This window comes from Paeniglutamicibacter sp. ORCA_105 (genome assembly GCF_045798545.1).
In the GTDB taxonomy this organism is placed as follows: Bacteria; Actinomycetota; Actinomycetes; order Actinomycetales; family Micrococcaceae; genus Paeniglutamicibacter; species Paeniglutamicibacter sulfureus.
In genome coordinates, this window is record NZ_JBIXLM010000033.1 from 1 (window position 1) to 18,341 (window position 18,341).

At 62.7% G+C, this 18,341-nt stretch carries 19 protein-coding genes and 1 tRNA gene; 4 read left to right on the top strand and 16 right to left on the bottom strand.

Annotated elements, in window-relative coordinates; translation table 11 throughout:
- Window positions 1-394 precede the first annotated feature (394 nt).
- From ACIPUB_RS15040 to ACIPUB_RS15065, 6 genes are all read right to left on the bottom strand, one after another.
- Window positions 395-468, bottom strand: a tRNA-Met gene (locus tag ACIPUB_RS15040).
- Window positions 469-829: 361 nt separating this feature from the next.
- The gene (ccsB, locus tag ACIPUB_RS15045; RefSeq protein ID WP_407608100.1) at window positions 830-1,846 is read right to left on the bottom strand and encodes a c-type cytochrome biogenesis protein CcsB; all 1,017 of its coding nucleotides are present in this window, start codon (window positions 1,844-1,846) and stop codon (window positions 830-832) included.
- Between the two features lie 20 nt (window positions 1,847-1,866).
- Window positions 1,867-3,486, bottom strand: a complete 1,620-nt coding sequence (locus tag ACIPUB_RS15050) for a cytochrome c biogenesis protein ResB (RefSeq protein ID WP_407608101.1) — start codon at window positions 3,484-3,486, stop codon at window positions 1,867-1,869.
- Window positions 3,486-4,277: a cytochrome c biogenesis CcdA family protein gene (locus ACIPUB_RS15055; RefSeq protein WP_407608139.1), complete on the bottom strand. Its 792-nt coding sequence runs from the start codon at window positions 4,275-4,277 to the stop codon at window positions 3,486-3,488. Before ACIPUB_RS15055 ends, ACIPUB_RS15050 begins: the two co-directional genes overlap by 1 nt.
- Window positions 4,277-4,903, bottom strand: coding sequence for a TlpA family protein disulfide reductase (locus ACIPUB_RS15060; protein ID WP_407608102.1), 627 nt, complete (start codon window positions 4,901-4,903; stop codon window positions 4,277-4,279). The genes ACIPUB_RS15055 and ACIPUB_RS15060 overlap by 1 nt, the downstream gene beginning before the upstream one ends.
- Window positions 4,904-4,907: 4 nt before the next feature.
- On the bottom strand, window positions 4,908-5,570 hold the full coding sequence (locus tag ACIPUB_RS15065) for a histidine phosphatase family protein (protein WP_407608103.1): 663 nt from the start codon (window positions 5,568-5,570) through the stop codon (window positions 4,908-4,910).
- Window positions 5,571-5,840: 270 nt separating this feature from the next.
- On the opposite strand from ACIPUB_RS15065, the gene ACIPUB_RS15070 reads away from it, so the two are divergent.
- The gene (locus ACIPUB_RS15070; RefSeq protein ID WP_407608104.1) at window positions 5,841-6,587 is read left to right on the top strand and encodes a hypothetical protein; all 747 of its coding nucleotides are present in this window, start codon (window positions 5,841-5,843) and stop codon (window positions 6,585-6,587) included.
- Window positions 6,588-6,682: 95 nt separating this feature from the next.
- Here the strand turns inward: ACIPUB_RS15070 and ACIPUB_RS15075 are convergent, their stop codons facing one another.
- Window positions 6,683-7,426, bottom strand: coding sequence for a redox-sensing transcriptional repressor Rex (locus tag ACIPUB_RS15075; RefSeq protein WP_407608105.1), 744 nt, complete (start codon window positions 7,424-7,426; stop codon window positions 6,683-6,685).
- A gap of 106 nt (window positions 7,427-7,532) precedes the next feature.
- Window positions 7,533-7,787: a glutaredoxin family protein gene (locus tag ACIPUB_RS15080; protein ID WP_407608106.1), complete on the bottom strand. Its 255-nt coding sequence runs from the start codon at window positions 7,785-7,787 to the stop codon at window positions 7,533-7,535.
- A gap of 49 nt (window positions 7,788-7,836) precedes the next feature.
- Between ACIPUB_RS15080 and ACIPUB_RS15085 the strand changes: the two genes are divergently transcribed.
- Complete coding sequence (locus ACIPUB_RS15085) at window positions 7,837-8,652, top strand: HAD family hydrolase (RefSeq protein WP_407608107.1); 816 nt, start codon at window positions 7,837-7,839, stop codon at window positions 8,650-8,652.
- A 111-nt stretch (window positions 8,653-8,763) separates the two neighbouring features.
- Here the strand turns inward: ACIPUB_RS15085 and ACIPUB_RS15090 are convergent, their stop codons facing one another.
- From ACIPUB_RS15090 to ACIPUB_RS15115, 6 genes are all read right to left on the bottom strand, one after another.
- Window positions 8,764-8,862, bottom strand: coding sequence for a 30S ribosomal protein bS22 (locus ACIPUB_RS15090; RefSeq protein ID WP_003792170.1), 99 nt, complete (start codon window positions 8,860-8,862; stop codon window positions 8,764-8,766).
- Window positions 8,863-9,006: 144 nt separating this feature from the next.
- The gene (locus ACIPUB_RS15095; RefSeq protein WP_264270436.1) at window positions 9,007-9,219 is read right to left on the bottom strand and encodes a helix-turn-helix domain-containing protein; all 213 of its coding nucleotides are present in this window, start codon (window positions 9,217-9,219) and stop codon (window positions 9,007-9,009) included.
- Window positions 9,220-9,410: 191 nt separating this feature from the next.
- Window positions 9,411-10,517 (bottom strand): 3-deoxy-7-phosphoheptulonate synthase, encoded by a 1,107-nt coding sequence (locus tag ACIPUB_RS15100; RefSeq protein ID WP_407608108.1) that lies wholly within the window; start codon window positions 10,515-10,517, stop codon window positions 9,411-9,413.
- 404 nt (window positions 10,518-10,921) lie between these two features.
- Entirely contained in the window at window positions 10,922-12,265 is a 1,344-nt protein-coding gene (gene gdhA / locus ACIPUB_RS15105) for an NADP-specific glutamate dehydrogenase (RefSeq protein WP_407608109.1), read from the bottom strand.
- A gap of 203 nt (window positions 12,266-12,468) precedes the next feature.
- Entirely contained in the window at window positions 12,469-12,921 is a 453-nt protein-coding gene (locus tag ACIPUB_RS15110; RefSeq protein WP_407608110.1) for an ArsR/SmtB family transcription factor, read from the bottom strand.
- 45 nt (window positions 12,922-12,966) lie between these two features.
- Window positions 12,967-14,115, bottom strand: coding sequence for an acetoin utilization protein AcuC (locus tag ACIPUB_RS15115; RefSeq protein WP_407608140.1), 1,149 nt, complete (start codon window positions 14,113-14,115; stop codon window positions 12,967-12,969).
- Between the two features lie 265 nt (window positions 14,116-14,380).
- Between ACIPUB_RS15115 and ACIPUB_RS15120 the strand changes: the two genes are divergently transcribed.
- Both ACIPUB_RS15120 and ACIPUB_RS15125 read left to right on the top strand, forming a co-directional pair.
- Complete coding sequence (locus ACIPUB_RS15120) at window positions 14,381-15,820, top strand: TrkH family potassium uptake protein (RefSeq protein ID WP_407608111.1); 1,440 nt, start codon at window positions 14,381-14,383, stop codon at window positions 15,818-15,820.
- 25 nt (window positions 15,821-15,845) lie between these two features.
- Window positions 15,846-16,484, top strand: a complete 639-nt coding sequence (locus tag ACIPUB_RS15125; protein ID WP_264270476.1) for a TrkA family potassium uptake protein — start codon at window positions 15,846-15,848, stop codon at window positions 16,482-16,484.
- 84 nt (window positions 16,485-16,568) lie between these two features.
- Here ACIPUB_RS15125 and proC read toward each other — a convergent pair whose 3' ends face one another.
- Window positions 16,569-17,438, bottom strand: a complete 870-nt coding sequence (gene proC / locus ACIPUB_RS15130) for a pyrroline-5-carboxylate reductase (protein ID WP_407608112.1) — start codon at window positions 17,436-17,438, stop codon at window positions 16,569-16,571.
- Window positions 17,439-17,484: 46 nt separating this feature from the next.
- The gene (locus ACIPUB_RS15135; RefSeq protein WP_407608113.1) at window positions 17,485-18,324 is read right to left on the bottom strand and encodes a sugar phosphate isomerase/epimerase family protein; all 840 of its coding nucleotides are present in this window, start codon (window positions 18,322-18,324) and stop codon (window positions 17,485-17,487) included.
- Window positions 18,325-18,341 lie beyond the last annotated feature (17 nt).

Genomic DNA, 18,341 nt, shown 5'->3' on the forward strand with positions numbered 1-18,341 from the left:
CCCGACCATTTGCTTAATTTCCGCTGACGGTGATGATCTGGCGCAGCTTTTGCTGCACACTCGCCAATCACGCGGCGCCTTCCACGATCCGCACAGTGGGCATGCCGGCTCCGGGAGATTCGTCAATGACGGTATTGATGTCGCGACAATCGGCCCACTACTTCGCTTCACGCCACTGCTCGCGGCTGGAGACCCTGCGCGGTGCCGAACGCGAGCATTTGCGTCCGGCGCCGTGTGGTGGGGATTCCAAGGTCCGGGACGCTCTCGTTGCCCGCGATGACCTACGAAGCGGTGCCCGGTGGCCAAGCGGCCCCTAGAATTCAGGCCGGTAAACGGGATCCCCGTTAAAGCAAACAGCCCCTGTTCCCATTCGGGAACAAAGGCTGTTTCTTTGTGGCGGGGACAGGATTTGAACCTGTGACCTCCGGGTTATGAGCCCGGCGAGCTACCGAACTGCTCCACCCCGCGTCGGTAGATACAACAATAACAGTGGATGACCCAGCCACCTAATCGAGCGGTCGATTAGGTGAATTTACCCAGAATTGCGGTATATTCAGGCCATCGACGGTCACGTTCAGCCATTTTCATTGCCAAAAGACCGGCAAACACAGAATATTGCACAGTGAACTCGGTCACCTTCGCCGAGGATCGGGTGCTTCCGGCAGTCTACCTCTGGGGCAGATCCGCACCGGTGTTGCCGATCCCCGCCCGTCCGGCGACTTGGGGCTGTTGCATCCGCACGGGAGGCCCCTCCCCCGGTGCACTAACGCCGGTGGCCCCGTACCCGTCATTTGACGTGTACGGGGCCACCGGGCTCCAATCGCTGGGCTTAGATGCCGGCGTAGGAGTGCAGGCCGTTGAAGTAAATGTTCACGATGGTGAAGTTGAAGACGATGCAGAGGTAGCCAATGATGCTCAGCCAGGCCGAGCGGGCACCTGTCCAACCGCCCGTTGCCCGGGCGTGCAGGTAGCCTGCGTAGACAACCCAGATGACGAAGCTCCAGACTTCCTTGGTGTCCCAGCCCCAGTAACGGCCCCATGCTGCCTCGGCCCAGATCGCTCCGGCCATGACTGTGAAGGTCCACATCACGAAGGCAACCGCATTGATGCGGTAGGCAAAGTTCTCCAGAGGTGCTGCACCGGGGACCAACCGCATGAACGGCATCTTGTCCTTCTTGCCTGCGGCAAGTGCATCCATCCGCGCATGTTGAACGAGTTGGAGCACGTTCATGGCGAAGGTGATGGTGAACAGGGCCGAGGCAAGTACCGCGATGGAGACGTGAATGATCAGCCAGTAGCTCTGCAGAGCGGGCACCAAGTGCGCCACGGGAGTCGGGAAGCCCATGGTGGCGCCGCACAGCATCACGGTGACCAGGCCGATGACGAAGGTACCCATGAAGCGAAGGTCCTTTTTCAGCAACACGATCGAAAACACGAGGGCCACCAGGAAGGAACCTGTGGAGAGGAACTCGTACATGTTGCCCCAGGGCACGCGACCGGCCGCAATGCCACGGGCAACCACGGCGAAGCCCTGCAACAGCACGCCCAGCCAAGTCAGGGAAACCGCAACCTTCGCTGCCATGCGCTTTGCGGAGGTCACGGTGTAGTCCATGGATTCATTGACCAACGCGTTCGACGATCCGTCGGCCGGAGGGGCATCCCCGACACCGGCCGCAACCAGGATCTTCTGTTCCGATGCGAGGGTTGCTGCATCGATCTCCCGGATCAACTTGCTGGACTTGGCAAGGTCCCATGCGAAGGCGATAAAAGCCGAGGCGTAGACAATTGCCGCCAGCAACATGAACAGGTCGCTGTACTGTCCCAGGGCCACGTTGATCGTGGGCATGTCGTTTTCCATAGGGTCTCCTAGACTCCGGCTCGCTCATTGGCGGGCCACTGCTGCTCAAGAAGCTTACGCAGCTCCTTGGCTTCGGATTCAAGTCGGTGGTCTTCACCACGGGCCAGCAATCCGTATTCGATTATCCGCTCTTCGCGGCCCGAGCCGTCAACGGATTTCTTGATTTTCACCCAGGCACGGCGGCGCGGGGTAAAGAGCGAGATGGCCAATCCCAACAAGGCAAGCGCAGCAAAGATTGCCACCGGGCGCTTGCTGGGGTCGTAGGCGATATCCACGCCAATGAAACGCTTGAGCCCGTCAAAGGAAATGCTGCCCTTTCCATCGGGCAATTCGTACGTCTGCCCGGCACCCAACACAATGCCGCCTGCATCAAGGTTTCTACTGTTGAGTTCGGTGAGCTCGTCGGTTTCAAGCACGTACACATTCTGTGGCGTACCGTCATCCAGTCCCAGGTTCCCGTAGTAGGAGTTCAGCTGCAGCTGCGGGTTGATCGCGTTCGGGTCGCCGGATATTGCGAACCCTGTCTCATCGGTCATGGCCGTGGGCAGAAGGAATCCCTGGAATCCAAGTTGCTCGGGATTCGCGTCGGGGACCTTGACGACCATCAACGAGGTGTACATGCCATCCTGGGGCACCGAGACCACGGGACCGCTGAAGGAGATGTCTCCGTTGCCGTCACGTACTGTAACGATGGGGGCGTAGCCGTTGCCAACCAGGTACATGTCAGCGCCGTCGATGCGCAACGGATGGTTCACCCGAAGTTTTTCCTTCTCGGGTTCGGCATCCGGACTGCGCCGGGTCTCGACCTCGGCCGTGAAGTCGATTGGCTGGCCGAAGTGCGTCGTGGATTCGCGGTCAAAGGTGATATTGAACTTGTCGAGCTTCACCGAGTATGGATCCAGGGAGTCTTCCTGGAACCAGGTTCCGGGCTTGAAGGAATCGTAGGACACCAAGGAGTTCACGAAGGTCTCCCCCTCGACAAGTACCCGCTGTCCGTTGTACCCGAAGGCGCCACCGACTCCAACCGAGGCCAATAGGCCAACGAGGGAGATGTGAAAGAGCAGGTTGCCGATTTCACGACTGTATCCACGTTCCGCACCTACTGAGGGGCTGGCACCCTCTGGCCTGGCTTCGGAGCGGTAACCACGCTTCTTGAGAAGCCCGGTGACATCCCGTACGACTTGTTCGTCACTGATTCCCGACTCGTCAGCCGTCTGGATCGCAATGGTGCCGTTCTGGGGTAGCCGGTTAAGTCGCGACGGGGTTCTGGGTGGCGGTGTGCGAAGCGCCTGCGCGTGCTTTTTTACGCGCGGCAGGATGCACCCGACCAGGGAGATGAACAGCAATAGGTAGATCGCCGAGAACCACACCGAAGAATAGACATCGAAGAGCTGGAAACGGTCGAGCCATTCCCCGGTCGTCGGCTTATTGGTCAGGTAGGTTGTCACCTGCTCCGGGTTGATGGAGCGCTGGGGGAAAAGCGACCCGGGTACTGCTGCCACGGCCAAAAGCAGAAGCAGGAAGAGCGCCGTGCGCATGCTGGTGAGCTGGGTCCAGCCCCATCGGAGCATGCCCTTGAAACCGAGGGCCGGGACCGCTACGTCTTTTTTAGAATCTTTTTTTGCCATTAGATGGGCAACCTGACCTCATTGGTGAACCAATCCTGCAATTGCGTAACCCAGGAACCCCATAGGCCGGTGGCCATTAAGATTCCCAGAAGTATCAACATGCCGCCGCCGAAGCGCATGATCGCCAGCTGGTGCCGACGGAAGAACTTCATGGCCCCCATGCCACGCCGAAGCGCCATGGCGATGAAGAGAAACGGGAGCCCCAGACCCATGCAGTAGAAGAAAGTCAACAAGGCACCCTTGGCGGGGTTTGGGTCGATTCCTGTGCTCATGGCCAGAACCGCAGCCAACGTAGGGCCGATACATGGGGCCCATCCCAGGCCGAAAGTGACTCCCAGAACGGGAGCACCCCAAAGGCCGGCAGGCGGTTTCCGATGGATCTTCGCATCGCGTTGCATGAAGGAAAAGCCACCCATGAAAACGACGCCCATGAGAATCACGACCGCGCCCAAGACCTGGATGATCCAGGCACCCTCGAATTGCATCCACGCAGCGATTTGCGAAAAGACCACGCCCGCCAGGACAAAGACGGCAGTGAAGCCCAGGATGAACAGACCGATGCCTGTGACCATGCGGCCGCGCTTTTGATCTGCGAGGTCGGCACCGGACAGGCCAGTGACGTACCCCAAATAGCCGGGAACCAAAGGCAACACGCAAGGCGACAGAAAGGAGACCAGTCCTGCAAGGATGGCAACGGGAACCGCGAGAATCAGTGAACCATCCTGGATGATCTCGGCAAATTGGTTGCCTTGGGCCGGTAGCGTCAAGGCGCCGGCCAGCACGGAGTCGATCACAACGACTCGGTGAGGGCCGTGGTGATCAGGGCCTTGAGTGTGGGTTTGTCGGCAACGCCAAGAATGCGGGCGGAAACGCGCCCCTGCTTGTCCAGGACCAACGTGGTCGGTACGGCCTTAAGCGGAACGTATTTGGTCATGGCGAGTTGGATCGTCCCCTGAGTGTCCTGCACGGAGGGGTATTTGATTCCGAAGGTGCGCTCAAAGGCTTCTGCCGCTTCCTTCTCATCCCGCACGTTGATGCCGATGAATTCCGCTTTGCCCTTGAACTCCTCATTGAGTTCGACCATGTGCGGGGCTTCGATCCGGCATGGAGCACAAGCCGCATACCAAAAATTCAAGACAGTCGCCTGCCCGGCCCAGGTGGCCGAATCGATAGTGCTTCCGTCGTAGGCCACCGCGTTGATCTCCACGGGTTCGGTGCGTGAAGCTGGACCGTATTCCTCCACAGAACCGTCACCGGCAATGTAATTTTTGTTGTTGCCTTCCCTTGCCTGCTTGGCCAGGGGATCTTCGTCCCCCACACACGCCGCCAGCGGCAGCACGGCGGCACCAAGCAGTGCTGCGCGCAAGAATGTACGTCGTCCCAAGCGCTGTGCTCGGGACGAGATGGGATCGATCATGATCTCAAGCTCCAGGGATGTTCGCAGCGTTCACCAGAAGGTCCACGCTAGGTTCTGCATATCGGACTGCGACCAGACTTTCACCATCAAAGTCCAGGCTAGTCACGGAGGTGAGAGTGCACTCGCGTTTCCGCGGGTCGTGCCACAGGGCTTTGCCCTCGGCGGAGCGGCGTGTCACCCAGATGGGCAGCTGATGGCTGACCAAAATGGCTTCCGCCCCCCGTCCGCCAAGTTCCACCGCGCGATCACGGTGTTCAACAATGGCGGTCATCATTCGTTCCACCTGGTCCCGGTAGGGTTCCCCCCAGGATGGACGAAATGGATTGACGACATAGGACCAATACTTTGGTTCCCTCAGTCGATTCTTGATCTGGGAAAGTCCTTGGAAGCGGTTCTCCGCTTCCATAATGCGATCATCTGTCATGATTTCCAGGCCCAAGGCCTGCGACGTCGGCTTTGCCGTTTCCAGAGCCCGAACGAGCGGAGACGACACCAAGTGGGTGATATTGGCACCCGCGTTCCGTTGCCCCGTGAAGTATTCCGCGGCGCGCTCGGCCATTTGGTTGCCTAGATCGGAAAGGTGAAATTCCGGTAGTCGACCGTAGAGGACCCTGTCCGGGTTATACACTTCGCCGTGACGCAGCAGGTGAACGGTGGCAGTCGACATGTTTTAAGTGTCTCAAAACTTTGTACCGTTACCTAAACCGGACACTTGATTTTGCCCACGCACCAGGCTCATGGCGAGCGCCGAAAGCTCAATTGCTCAACCGGAAACGACATCCCGTCCTCATGGGCGGCAGGCGATTCCTGGCCCGAGGAAGGACTTCGGCGAGTGTCCCGATCCAATCGGAAAACCATCCTTTCGGAGGGGTGAAAAGCAATCTTCAACCGATATCGTGAGGGTAAGCCGTAGTTCGTCAAACCAAAGGAGCAGGCCATGTCCACCCCTGAGAATGATCCCGTGAACCCAGAGAAGCCATCGCAGGAACCAGCACCCCCGCAGTACGGACAGCGTGCACCGCAGGATCCGAATGCCGCCGGACAACCTCCCTACGGCCAACCTCCACAGAACGGGACTCCGCCAACTAATCCGTACGGCCAGAACCCCAACCCGTACGGCCAGCCCGCCCCCGCAAACAACCCATACGGTCAGCAGCCGCCGCAGGCGCCCTACGGCCAGCAGCCATACGGCGGATTCCCTGTTCCGCCGCAAGGCAACTTTGCTCCGCCCCAGATGCCGACCCACCGACCCAAGGAACTGGACACCTCATTCTGGGCAATCATTGCGGCAGGCGTCGCGTTCCTGCTGAGCTCGGTGTTTGGTTTGAGCACCACCGCGATCATGGAGCAGCTTCGGGCAGTCCCCGAATTGGAGGAACAGCTTTCGGCTGCTGGCATGAACGTCGCCGACGCAATTCCCATGATCCAGACCACCGCGATCGTGTTCGCCGTGATCGGCTTGCTGATTTACGTCCTGATCGCGTTCATGATCCGCAAGGGAAGCGGCGTTGCACGCATCTTCGCGACGATTCTGGCTGTCCTGTCGTTGTTCAGCATTGCCGGCGGGGTCCTGACGGCCCTTTCCGTCGTCCTGGGAGTGGTTGGCGTCGTGTTTGCTTGGTTGCGTCCCTCCAGCCAGTACATTGCCGCTCGTCGAGCAGCACGTAAAGCCGGATACCGCTAAGCATCAAAATCTAAGAAGTGGTCCCTGGGATTCAGCCGTTGCCGGTTGAATCCCACGGACCACTTGAGTTTAAGACCGGTTCCCGTGGGCGATTTCTAGGAATCGAGGTTCTGCGCGTGGTAGGCAAGGATTTGCAGTTCGGTGGCCAAATCAACCTTCCGCAGCACGACCCCTGCCGGGACTTGCAACACCACGGGTGCGAAGCTCAATATGCTTCGAACACCACATTGAACCAGCATGTCGCACAAATCTTGCGCCGCTGCCCCCGGCACGGATAGGACGGCAATGTTGGCATTCGTGGCCGCAACGATTTCGTCCAAGTCGGAAATGTCTTGGACCTGCAGGTCCCCCACCGTCGTGCCAACCACATCTGGCGATGAATCCAGTAGCGCGACAACTTCAAATCCCCGGCTTCGGAATCCGCCGTATCCGGAAAGTGCGCGACCCAGGTTACCGGCACCGATGATCGCCACGCGCCATTGCCTCAAAAGCCCCATGGCCTTGGAGATCTGTTCGACCAGGTCGGTCACCGCGTATCCCACCCCACGGGTTCCATAGGACCCAAGCAAGGACAGGTCCTTGCGAAGGATCGCAGGGTTGACCCCTGCCTCGGTGGCCAGCACACCGGACGAAGTTCGCGCTTCACCGCGCGTCTGCATGGCACCGAGCGCACGCAGGTACTGGGTCAATCGCGCCAGGGTCGCTTCAGGGAGAATCCTGCCCAGTGAACCCGTGGGTGTTTGTTCCACCGATGCGCCGGGATCCAGGTCGTGATCAATCGGATTTTCGGCAGCAGGGAGCTTCGCTTCGTTGCTTGCTGGTTGGTGTTCGGTGGGCATTCTGCTCTGACTCGATTCCTTGGATACCTTCATGTCTTTCCAACCAGTTCTGCCCATGCCACCGCACCACCCTTGGTGTCGCGGACAGGCGGCGGCTTCGTTGCCCCTAGCTGCTCAACAATGCTTCAAGGCGCTGGGCATCAATCACCCAAAAATCCCGTACCCGTCCGTCTATCAACAGCACGGGGACTTCTTCCGAATGTCGCGCCAAGAGTTCCGGGTCCTGATCGATGTCAACGCTTTGCCAGGTGTAATTCAACCTGCTGGTGACCTCGTCGAGTGTTTCGGCCGCGGCCTTGCAAAGGTGGCATCCGGAACGAACCAACAAAGTAATTTCCCGCGGGGTCTGCACACTGCTCATGACTCAACGCTACAGCTCCGGCGAAAAAAGACTGCAATAGACTGGATGGATGCCCTCCAACCTTTCCCCCGTGACATTTGCTGGGCTCGAGTCGGCGCCATCGGGCACGTCTGCGGCCTTCTTCGATGTAGACAACACCATGATGCGCGGTGCTTCACTCTTTGCAGTGGCCCGAAAAATGTATCAACGACGGGCATTTACGCTGCGTGAGGTGGCGTGGTTTGCCGTTCGACAGTTGCGGTTCGTCGCCCGGGGAGAGAACCTTGGTGACATCCAGGCCATCCGTGACCGTGCGCTATTGCTGTCCGCAGGCTTCTCCGTGGCCGACATGGTTGCGCTCGGGGATGAAATTTATGACGAATTCATTGAGTCGAAAATCTGGCCAGGAACCCGCGCGATCGCCGAACAGCACCTTCACGCCGGGCGGCGGGTGTGGCTAGTCACCGCCACGCCGCTGGAGGTTGCCGCAGTTATGTCAAGGCGGCTCGGGCTCAGTGGAGCGCTCGGGACGACCGTGGAGCATATCGAAGGCCTCTACACCGGCCAACTTGTCGGCGAAATCCTCCACGGAGCGGCGAAGGCCGGAGCTGTCCGGATCCTGGCCCGGGACCAAGGGCTGGATCTTGCCGAATGCTGGGGATACAGCGATTCCCACAACGACATTCCGATGCTTGAGGCGGTGGGCCATCCCGTGGCGATTAATCCCGACCGCAGACTGCGACGCCACGCCAAGGACCGCAACTGGCCGGTCTACGACTTCCGAACCGGGCGCAGGGCGGCTGCCTTCGGCCTGAAGGCAGCCGGCGTCTCGGGCGTCCTCTGGGGCCTGTGGCGCAGCGTCGATGCATTGCGCCGCCGTCCCTGACTCTGGGCAACGTCCCGTACGCCCGTCGCAACATGCAAAAAGGTGCGTTCCCCTATTACGGGAAACGCACCTTTTTACATACTCAATTCCGGGCAAGCCCGGAACCGGTATTTACTTCTTATTACGACGCTGGTGGCGGGTCTTACGAAGCAATTTACGGTGCTTCTTCTTGGCCATACGCTTGCGGCGCTTCTTAATAACAGAGCCCATAATGGTTCCTCACAAACTGATTCGATTGCCGACTACTATTTCTTCGGCACCAAAGCACCAGAATAGCCAACTGGACGTTAAACGTTCCTTAACAGATTACCTGCTTCTAGAGCAGATTCTGACCACTCGTGAAAATCGGCGGCGTTAGCCGGTGTTGAAGTCGCGCCCGAACCCGGCAGCCCGCAAGTACTCCTGTACGGCGTTTTCGGGTACACGGTAGGAGCGGCCGAACCTCACGGCCGGCAATTCGCCGGAATGGACGAGTCGGTAAACCGTCATCTTTGACACACGCATCACGTCGGCGACCTCGGCGACCGTCATGAAACGCGCGCTGGCAAAGTTTTGCGATTCGACCATTCCCTGTTTCTCCTGACAATTCACATAGCAATCGTGCCGTGGCGCGGACCGAGGAACGTACCCTGTCCGCACCAACACCTCAAGATACCCTATGCCCTTGTGATTCATTTTAGTGGCTCGTGGGGCCAATGTGAACGAAAGTCGGCATCGTGGACTGCCATATCCCGCCGCCGACACACGATTGGGGAGGCTTAGCGCGCGGTCCGTACCGCTTCGGCCAAGGTCGCAAGCATTTCAGCACTTGTGTCCCAGTCCATGCACGCGTCGGTGACGGACTGCCCGTAGGTCAACCCCGCCAGGACGTCGGAGCCTTGCGCGACCGCATCAGGGTCATGTTTCTGCGCACCGGCCACCAAGAAACTTTCAGCCATGATTCCGGCAATCATTTGGTCCCCGTCCGCTATGCGGGCAGCCAGCTCGGCGATGACCTCCCGCTGGCGCACGTGGGACTTGCCCGAGTTCGCATGTGAGGCATCGACGATCACCCGCGGGTTCATGCCGGCGTTGCCCATGGCTGCCGATGCTGCACCAACAGGCGCGGCGGCGAAGTTCGGTCCGTCGGCGCCGCCACGCAGGATCAAGTGGGCGTCGTCGTTTCCTGCGGTCTTGACCACTGCCGTACGACCATCCTCGCTAATGCCCAGGAAGGACTGTGGTGCGGAAGCCGCCTGGCAGGCATCGATCGCGACCTGCACCGAGCCGTCGGTCCCGTTTTTGAATCCAACGGGCATGGACAGCCCGGATACCAACTGCCGGTGCGTCTGGCTTTCGGTGGTGCGCGCCCCGATGGCGCCCCAGCTGACCACGTCCGAAAGGTACTGGGCACTGAGCGGCTCGAGGAATTCGGTGGCCAGCGGCAGGCCCATGTTGCTGGCCGCCAACATGAATTCGCGTGCGGCTCGCAGCCCGGCGGCCATGTCATGGCTGCCGTCCAGGTGCGGGTCGTTGACCAGGCCCTTCCAGCCCACGGTGGTGCGTGGCTTCTCGAAGTAGCTGCGCATGACCACGAGCAGTTCGCCCTCGTGCTGCTTCGCGGCCGCGGCGAGCCTGGTGGCGTATTCCAGCCCGGCCGCAGGGTCGTGGATAGAGCAAGGGCCGACGATGACCAACAGACGCCCGTCAAGCCCGGAGAGCACGGCACGGACTTCCTGGCGGGCCCGCATGATCCGGTAACCCTGGGCATCGCCCACTGGCAATTCGGCAATCAGTTCCGCGGGGGTGGGCAGCTCGGTGATTGCCAGCACCCGTTCATTGGTGTTGACGCGGGCCTGTGTCTCGGCGGCGATGGCGGTGCTCATGGTTTGGGGCCTTTCGGTTTCGGCCCCGCGCCGTGCAGTGGGGGCCTCATGGTTTCAATGCGGCCCCGGCGATCACGCTGCGTATTCCTCCAGGGCCGCTATCTTGGAAATAGCGAAGGGCCGGCAAGCATAGCTTGCGGCCCTTGTCGGCTCTGAAGGTGGGTATGCGAAATTATCGCGTCTTAGGCCCCTCCAGAGCCGACACAAAATACGCATACCAACGATTAGTCATGGTTGAGAATCTACAGCCGCGCCACGCGAATCACAAATGGGTTTCCATTCCCGGGCGACACAGTACGTCATGAAGCACGGCAAAGGGCGGGCCGGGCCAGGCGGGTCCATTGCTGTTCCCGTCTGTCCCTGCCCGCCCTCCTGAGGCGGAATTCGGCTGGAGGCCTGTCTGCCTAGATGAGGCCCTGGGCCAGCATGGCGTCGGCAACCTTCACGAAGCCGGCGATGTTGGCACCGGCCACGTAGTTGCCCGGCACACCGTATTCGTCGGCGGTGGAAGCGCAACGGTCGTGGATGCCGACCATGATCTCGGTCAGGCGCTCCTCGGTGTGGGCGAAGGTCCACGAGTCACGGCTGGCGTTCTGCTGCATTTCCAGCGCCGAGGTGGCAACGCCACCGGCGTTCGCGGCCTTGCCCGGGGCAAAGAGCACCCCTGCATCCTGGAACAGCGAGGTCGCTGCGGCGGTGCACGGCATGTTGGCGCCTTCGGCCACTGCGACGACACCGGAGGAAATCAGCTTCTTTGCGTCCTTGGCATCCAGCTCGTTCTGCGTTGCGCATGGCAGCGCCACGGTGGCGTCCACGTCCCAGACGTTGCCGCCTTCGACGAAGTGCACCTTCTTGGAATTGGCACGCTCGGCGTACTCGTTGATGCGTCCGCGCTCGACTTCCTTGATCTGGCGCAGCAGTTCAACGTCGATGCCGCGCTCGTCAACGATGTAGCCGGAGGAATCCGAGGCAGTCACCACGCGGGCACCGAGGGCTTGGGCCTTCTCGATGGCGTTGATGGCCACGTTGCCCGAGCCGGAGACCGAGACGCGCTGGCCGTCGAAGCTGGCGCCACGGGTCTTGAGCATTTCATCGGTGAAAATCACTGCGCCGTAGCCGGTGGCCTCGGGGCGCACCAGGGATCCGCCCCAGCTGATGCCCTTGCCGGTGAGCACACCGGACTCGTAGCGGTTGGTGATGCGCTTGTACTGGCCAAAGAGGTAGCCGATTTCACGGCCGCCCACGCCGATATCGCCGGCCGGCACATCGGTGTATTCGCCGATGTGGCGGTAGAGCTCCGTCATGAACGACTGGCAGAAGCGCATGACCTCGGCATCGGACTTGCCGCGCGGATCGAAGTCCGAGCCGCCCTTGCCGCCACCGATGGGCATGCCGGTGAGCGAGTTCTTGAAGATCTGCTCGAAGCCCAGGAACTTGACGATGCCAAGGTACACCGAGGGGTGGAAGCGCAGCCCGCCCTTGAACGGGCCCAGGGCGGAGTTGAATTCAACGCGGAAACCGCGGTTGATCTGTACCCGGCCTTCGTCATCCATCCACGGGACGCGGAAGATGATTTGGCGTTCGGGCTCACACATACGCTGCAGGATCGCAGCTTCGGCATATTCAGGATGCTTGCGCGAGACCGCTTCGAGGCTTTCGAAAACCTCGGTCACCGCCTGGTGGAATTCTGCTTCACCGGGGTTGCGACGGAACACTTCGTCGCGAATGGTCGCTAGATGCTGGTCCAAGTCTTATCTCCTCATCACTTGGGGCAGGCACGAGGGCACGCTGCCGCCATGTCTGGCGGCACTGCCCCAGACGTCGAGAATGTCACGGCCGGGCACCGCCGACCCAACCGGGCGTCATCAATCGGGCACGGACGCGTAATCTTTTTGTGCTGCCCTGTATGCTTTTGCGCCGCACTTTCTGCGGGTGGAACGGCTGGGTACGGCTACCGTTTCCTGCCGAATTTCGGCTTGGGCAGGCGATCCAGGAAGTCATGGGCGCGGCCGGTCACCTGTTCCAGTCCGCGACCCACGGTGCGGCCCAGTTGCGCGGCGGCCACCGTGGCCTGGCTGGTCCCCTCATGCGATGCCAAATGCGGATCGGCGTACGGTTCCGCGACCAGGTCGGATGCCGGAGCCGGGGGAACGAAGCCGTGCACCCAGTTCTGCAGGTTCAGGAACGTTGCGGATTCCAGGGCATAGTAACGGCGCTGTCCGTCGGCGCGCATGGAGACCATGCCGGCCTCGCGCAGGACCTTCAGGTGCTTGGAAACGGTCGGCTGGGAAACGCCCAGTGCCTCGACCAGGGAACCGACCGAACACGGCTCCCCACGCAGGGAGTCGAGCAACCTGCGTCGGGTGGGGTCGGCCAGGGCGGAAAAGATATCATCATGAGCCACCGCATAACCCTATCCGCATATACGCGCATTGGCATCTTTGTCCGGCTAATCGAACCAGGGGTCGAGTCCGAATAGCGGGAATATCTCCTTGCGGGTGGCCATGACCGTGCGGTCCACCGGGTCCGCCGGGTCGTAGCCGACCTCCCAGCTGCGCCACCACAATTCTGCGTTGTCGCCCATGGACTCGGGGGTGCGGATGCCGTAGCGCTCGAGCACGTAGTCGCGCCAGCTGCGGGGAACGGGAGTCGCCAGCGGGACCGGCTTGCCCGAGGCCACTGCCACCAGATGGCTCCACGCGCGCGGCACCACCGAGGCGGTGTTGTAGCCACCCCCGCCGGTGGCGATCCACCGGCCGCCGCAGAGCCTGCGTGCCAGCTCGGCGATGTCCAGCGCGTTCTGGCGCTGTGCATCAACGGTCAGCCGCAGGTTGGACAGGTCATCGTCCCTGTGCCCATCGCAACCGTGCTGGGAGACGATCACCTCCGGCTCGAAGGCCTCCGCCAGCTGCGGGACCACAGCGTGGAAGGCACGCAGCCAGGCAGCGTCCCCGGTGCGCGGGGGAACCGCGATGTTCACCGCGGTGCCCAGCGCGTTGGGCCCGCCGATCTCGTTGGCGAAACCGGTGCCGGGGAACAGCGACATGCCCGTTTCGTGGATGGAGATGGTCATCACCCGCGGGTCGTCCCAGAAGATCGACTCGGTCCCGTCGCCGTGGTGCGCGTCAACATCGATGTACAGGACCTTCTTCACTCCCCCGTCCAGCAATCGCCGGATCGCCAGGGCCACGTCGTTGTAGATGCAGAAGCCGCTGGCCTTGGATGCGGAGGCATGGTGCATGCCCCCGCCGAAGTTGACCACGTGCAGGGCGCGCTCACCCAGGATGGCATCGGCGGCCAGCAGCGATCCTCCGGCCAACCGTGCGCTGGCCTCGTGCATCCCTTCATAAGCGGGGTTGTCCTCGGTGCCCAGGCCGCGCGCCTCATTGGGGACATCGGGATTGGCGCTGACTTCCCGGACGGCGGCGATGTACTGAGGCTCATGGACTGCGGCCAGCTCCGCGTCGGTGGCCACCGGAGGGGCTGCCAGGGTGAGATTGGCACGGTCAAAAAGGGCCAGGTCCTTGCAGAGGCGGGCGGTAAGCTCCAGCCGGATCGGATGCATCGGATGGGTCTCGCTGAAGCGGTACTCCATCATCTGCTCGCTCCAGATCACCTGGGTCGTGGGCAGGGGCTCATTTACGGCAAACACCCCTTCAGGTTACGCGATCGGCACCTGCAGTGTGTGCCAAGACACCACCGGCTACCCCGGGCCAAGGCCCGGGAAACCGGCCACGCATGTCCGCGCGGTCGCGCATCGGCGGGCCACCGGCGAATCCCGAGGTGGCATGGTTTATTGTGGGAGCTTGCGGGGCAGGGCTTCCGCACCGAACTTTTCCACGTCTTGGAGCCGAGCAAAACACATGGGATCGTCCCCCTCTGCAGAGTCTGTGCGACGGCCGGGCACCGATAGCGGCGCCCCGGCCCGATGGCGCACACGCCTGGGACTGTGGCGCCGGATCGTCTCCGACTTCACCGTCCGCTCCCCCGCGCGCCTGGCGCTGGTCACCTTCGCCCTGGTGATCTCCCTGTTCACCTCCGTGCTGGCGCTTCCGGTGTCATCGGCCAGCGGCGAACCCACGGCCTTTTACGACGCGCTGTTCACCGCCGTATCCGCGGTGTGCGTCACGGGCCTGACGGTTGTCTCCACCGCCACCCATTGGTCTTTCTTCGGGCAACTGGTGATGATCATCGCGGTGTTCGTCGGCGGCCTGGGCATCCTCACGCTGGCATCGCTGCTCTCGCTGGCGGTGTCCAAGCGCCTGGGCGTGCGCGGCAAGCTCCTGGCGCAAAGCTCCATGAACACCTCGGCGGCCTCCACCCTGGGCGAGGTGGGTTCGCTGCTGCGCATCGTGATCACCACCTCGGTGGCGATCGAGGTGGCCCTGGCGCTGATGCTCATCCCGCGCTTCCTGATCCTGGGCGAACCGGTCAACGAGGCCATCTGGCACGGCATCTTCTACTCGATCTCCTCCTTCAACAACGCCGGGTTCACCCCGCACTCCGACGGGCTGGTCCCCTACGAGACCGACCTGTGGATCCTGGTGCCGCTGATGCTCGGGGTGTTCCTGGGCTCGCTGGGATTCCCGGTGCTGATGGTGCTGCTGGCGCACCGCTTCAACACCAAGAAGTGGACGCTGCACGCCAAGCTCACGTTGCTGGTCACCACCATCCTGCTGGTGGCAGGCGCGCTGCTGTGGGCATTGGCGGAGTGGTCCAACCCCGAAACCATCGGCAACATGAACGACTCAGACAAGGTTATCCACTCGGTCTTCGCCTCGGTGATGACCCGCTCGGGCGGCTTCAACCTGGTGGAGCAGGGCGAGATGAACCAGGTGACGATGCTGCTCTCCAACGCGCTGATGTTCGCCGGCGGCGGCTCGGCCTCCACGGCCGGCGGCATCAAGGTCACCACCATCGCGGTGATGTTCCTGGCGATCTTCGCCGAGGCCCGCGGCGACACCGATGTGCGCGCCTTCGGCCGCCGCATCCCCGAGGGCACCATGCGGGTGGCCATCTCGGTCATCGTCCTGGGAGCCACCCTGGTGATGCTGGCCACGGCCGCGCTGCTGGTGATCAGCGGCACCTCGCTCTCCCGGGCGCTGTTCGAGTCGATCTCCGCCTTCGCCACCGTGGGGTTGAGCACCAACCTGTCGGGCGAATTGCCGCCGGCGGGCAAGTACGTGCTCTCCGCACTGATGTTTGCCGGCCGAATCGGTACGATTACCCTTGCCGCGGCATTGACCTTGCGCCAACGCAACCAGCTCTACCACTTCCCCGAAGAGAGGCCGATCATTGGCTGACAAGAACACTGACCACAACGCCGCGGTGCTGGTCATCGGCCTGGGCCGCTTCGGCGCCTCCGTGGCCGAGCAACTGGTGAAGCAGGGCCGCGAAGTGCTGGCCATCGAGCGCAACCAGGAACTGGTCCAGAAATGGGCATCGGTGCTCACCCACGTGGTGGAGGCCGACGCCACCAACATCGATGCGCTGCGCCAGCTCGGCGCCCAGGACTTCACCTCGGCGGTGGTCGGGGTCGGCACCTCCATCGAATCCTCGGTGCTGATCACCGTGAACCTCGTGGACCTGGGCATCGAGCACCTGTGGGTCAAGGCGATCACGCCCTCGCACGGCAAGATCCTCACGCGCATCGGCGCCAACCACGTGATCTACCCGGAGGCCGACGCCGGGGTCCGGGCCGCGCACCTTGTCGGCGGGCGCATGCTTGACTTCATCGAATTCGACGACGGGTTCGCCATCGTGAAGATGTACCCGCCCAAGGAGACCCAGGGCTTCACCCTGGCCGAGTCCCAGGTCCGTTCCAAGTACGGGATCACCGTGGTGGGCGTGAAGTCCCCCGGCGAGGACTTTACCTATGCCCAGCCCGACACCAAGGTCACCCGGCGCGACGTACTGATCGTCTCCGGGCATGTGGATCTGCTCGAACGCTTCGCCGCCAGGCCCTAGGGCCCGCCCGGGTACGCACGCAAGGGGGGGTCCCGCACCCGCAGCTTGACGCCGCGGCCCGAGGGACCCCGCCCCTTGCGTTTGCTAGGCCAGTTCCCGGGTGATCTGCGCGGCACGGGCCGCTGCGGCCGCGGCCCCGCGGACGATGATGCCCGGCAGGCCCTCGGCGTCGAAGGTGGCAATGGCCTGTTCGGTGGTGCCGTTGGGGCTGGTCACGCCCTGGCGCAGCGCCGAGGGATCAACCTGCGGGTCGGCAAGCATCTTGCCCGCCCCGGCGACGGTGGCACGGGCCAGGTCGGTGGCCAGCGCCGGATCCAGGCCCAGCTCAACCCCGGCAGCGGCCATGGCCTCGACCAGGTAGAACACGTAGGCGGGTCCGGAGCCGCTGACCGCCGAGACGGCATCCTGTTGGGATTCGGGGACCACGTGCACCACGCCGGAACCGGCGAACAGGTCCACGACGGCTGCCAGCGCCGCCGCGGAGACCGATTCACCGGCACTGAGACCCACCGCGCCGGCGCCTACCTTCAGCGGGGTGTTGGGCATGGAGCGCACCACCGGCTGGCCCGGGTTCAGGTGCGCCGCGATCATGTCGATGGTGATGGCCGCCGCCACGGAGACCACCACGGCGGAGGGCTTGAGCACGTCCTTGATCTCGTCGCACAGGGCCGTGATGCCCACGGGCTTGACGCCCAGGAAGACGATGTCCGCGTCCTTGGCCGCCTTGATGTTGGATGCAGGGTCGTGCTCGCCGATGAGCACCGTGACACCGGTCTCGGCGCGCAGGTCGTGCGCCTTCGCGTCGCTGCGCAGGGTCGCGACGATCGCCTGGGGGTCGTAGCCGGCGGCGATGATGCCGCGCAGCACCGCCCCGTTCATGGAACCGGTGCCCAGGAAGGCAAGTCTGTTCTCGGCAAGGGACGAAGTCGAAAGCACTGAAGTCATGTGCCCCATTCTTCCACGCCGGTCCCTTCGCGGGCCGGGATGCGCGCGGGTGCGGCTAGATCGAGTGGCTTCCGGCTTCCGCGTCCTCGTTCACCGGGGCCAGGTACCGCCGGGCGAACTCAAGGGTCTCGCCCAGCCAGGCCTCGCGCTCCCCCGCGCCGCGCGCCTTGCGCGTGGAGACCTCCACCGCCACCACGCCGTCCCAGGCCGAGTCCCGCAGGTACTCGATGGCCTCGATCACCGGCTGGGTGCCGCGGCCCGGCACCAGGTGCTCGTCCTTGCCGTTGTTCATCCCGTCGCACAGGTGCACATGGCTCAGCCGCGTCCCCAGGTCGCGGAAGGCCACCGCCGAGTCCATGTCGGCGATCGCCGAATGCGAGAAGTCCCAGGTGACGAACTCGTAGGGTTCGGGGACGGGGTTCCAGTGCGGCAGGTACATCTTCGCCTCGCGGCCCCGGGCACGCCACGGGTACATGTTCTCCACCGCGATCTTCACCCCGTATTCCTCCATGATTCGGCGGATGCCGGTGGCGAACTCGGTGGCATAGGTGCCCTGCCAGCGGAACGGCGGGTGTGCAACCACCACGTCGCACCCCACGTCCACTGCCATCGCGGCGGCGGATTCGATCTTGTTCCAGGCGGTTCCCCAGACCTGCTGGGTCAGCAGCAGCGTGGGCGCGTGAATGGCCATGATGGGCTGTTCGTAGCGTTCGGCCAGCCGGTTCAGCTGCCGCGCATCCTGGGAGATCTGGTTGCCGGTGACCAGCACCTCCAGCCCGTCGTAGCCCAGGTCGTGGGACACCGCAAAGGCGTCGTGGACGTTCAGCGGGTAGACCGAGGCGCTGGACAGCGCGACGGGGATCGGGGCGTTGCCGCCCGGTGAAGACTCGACCATGGAACGTGCCCCTTGTC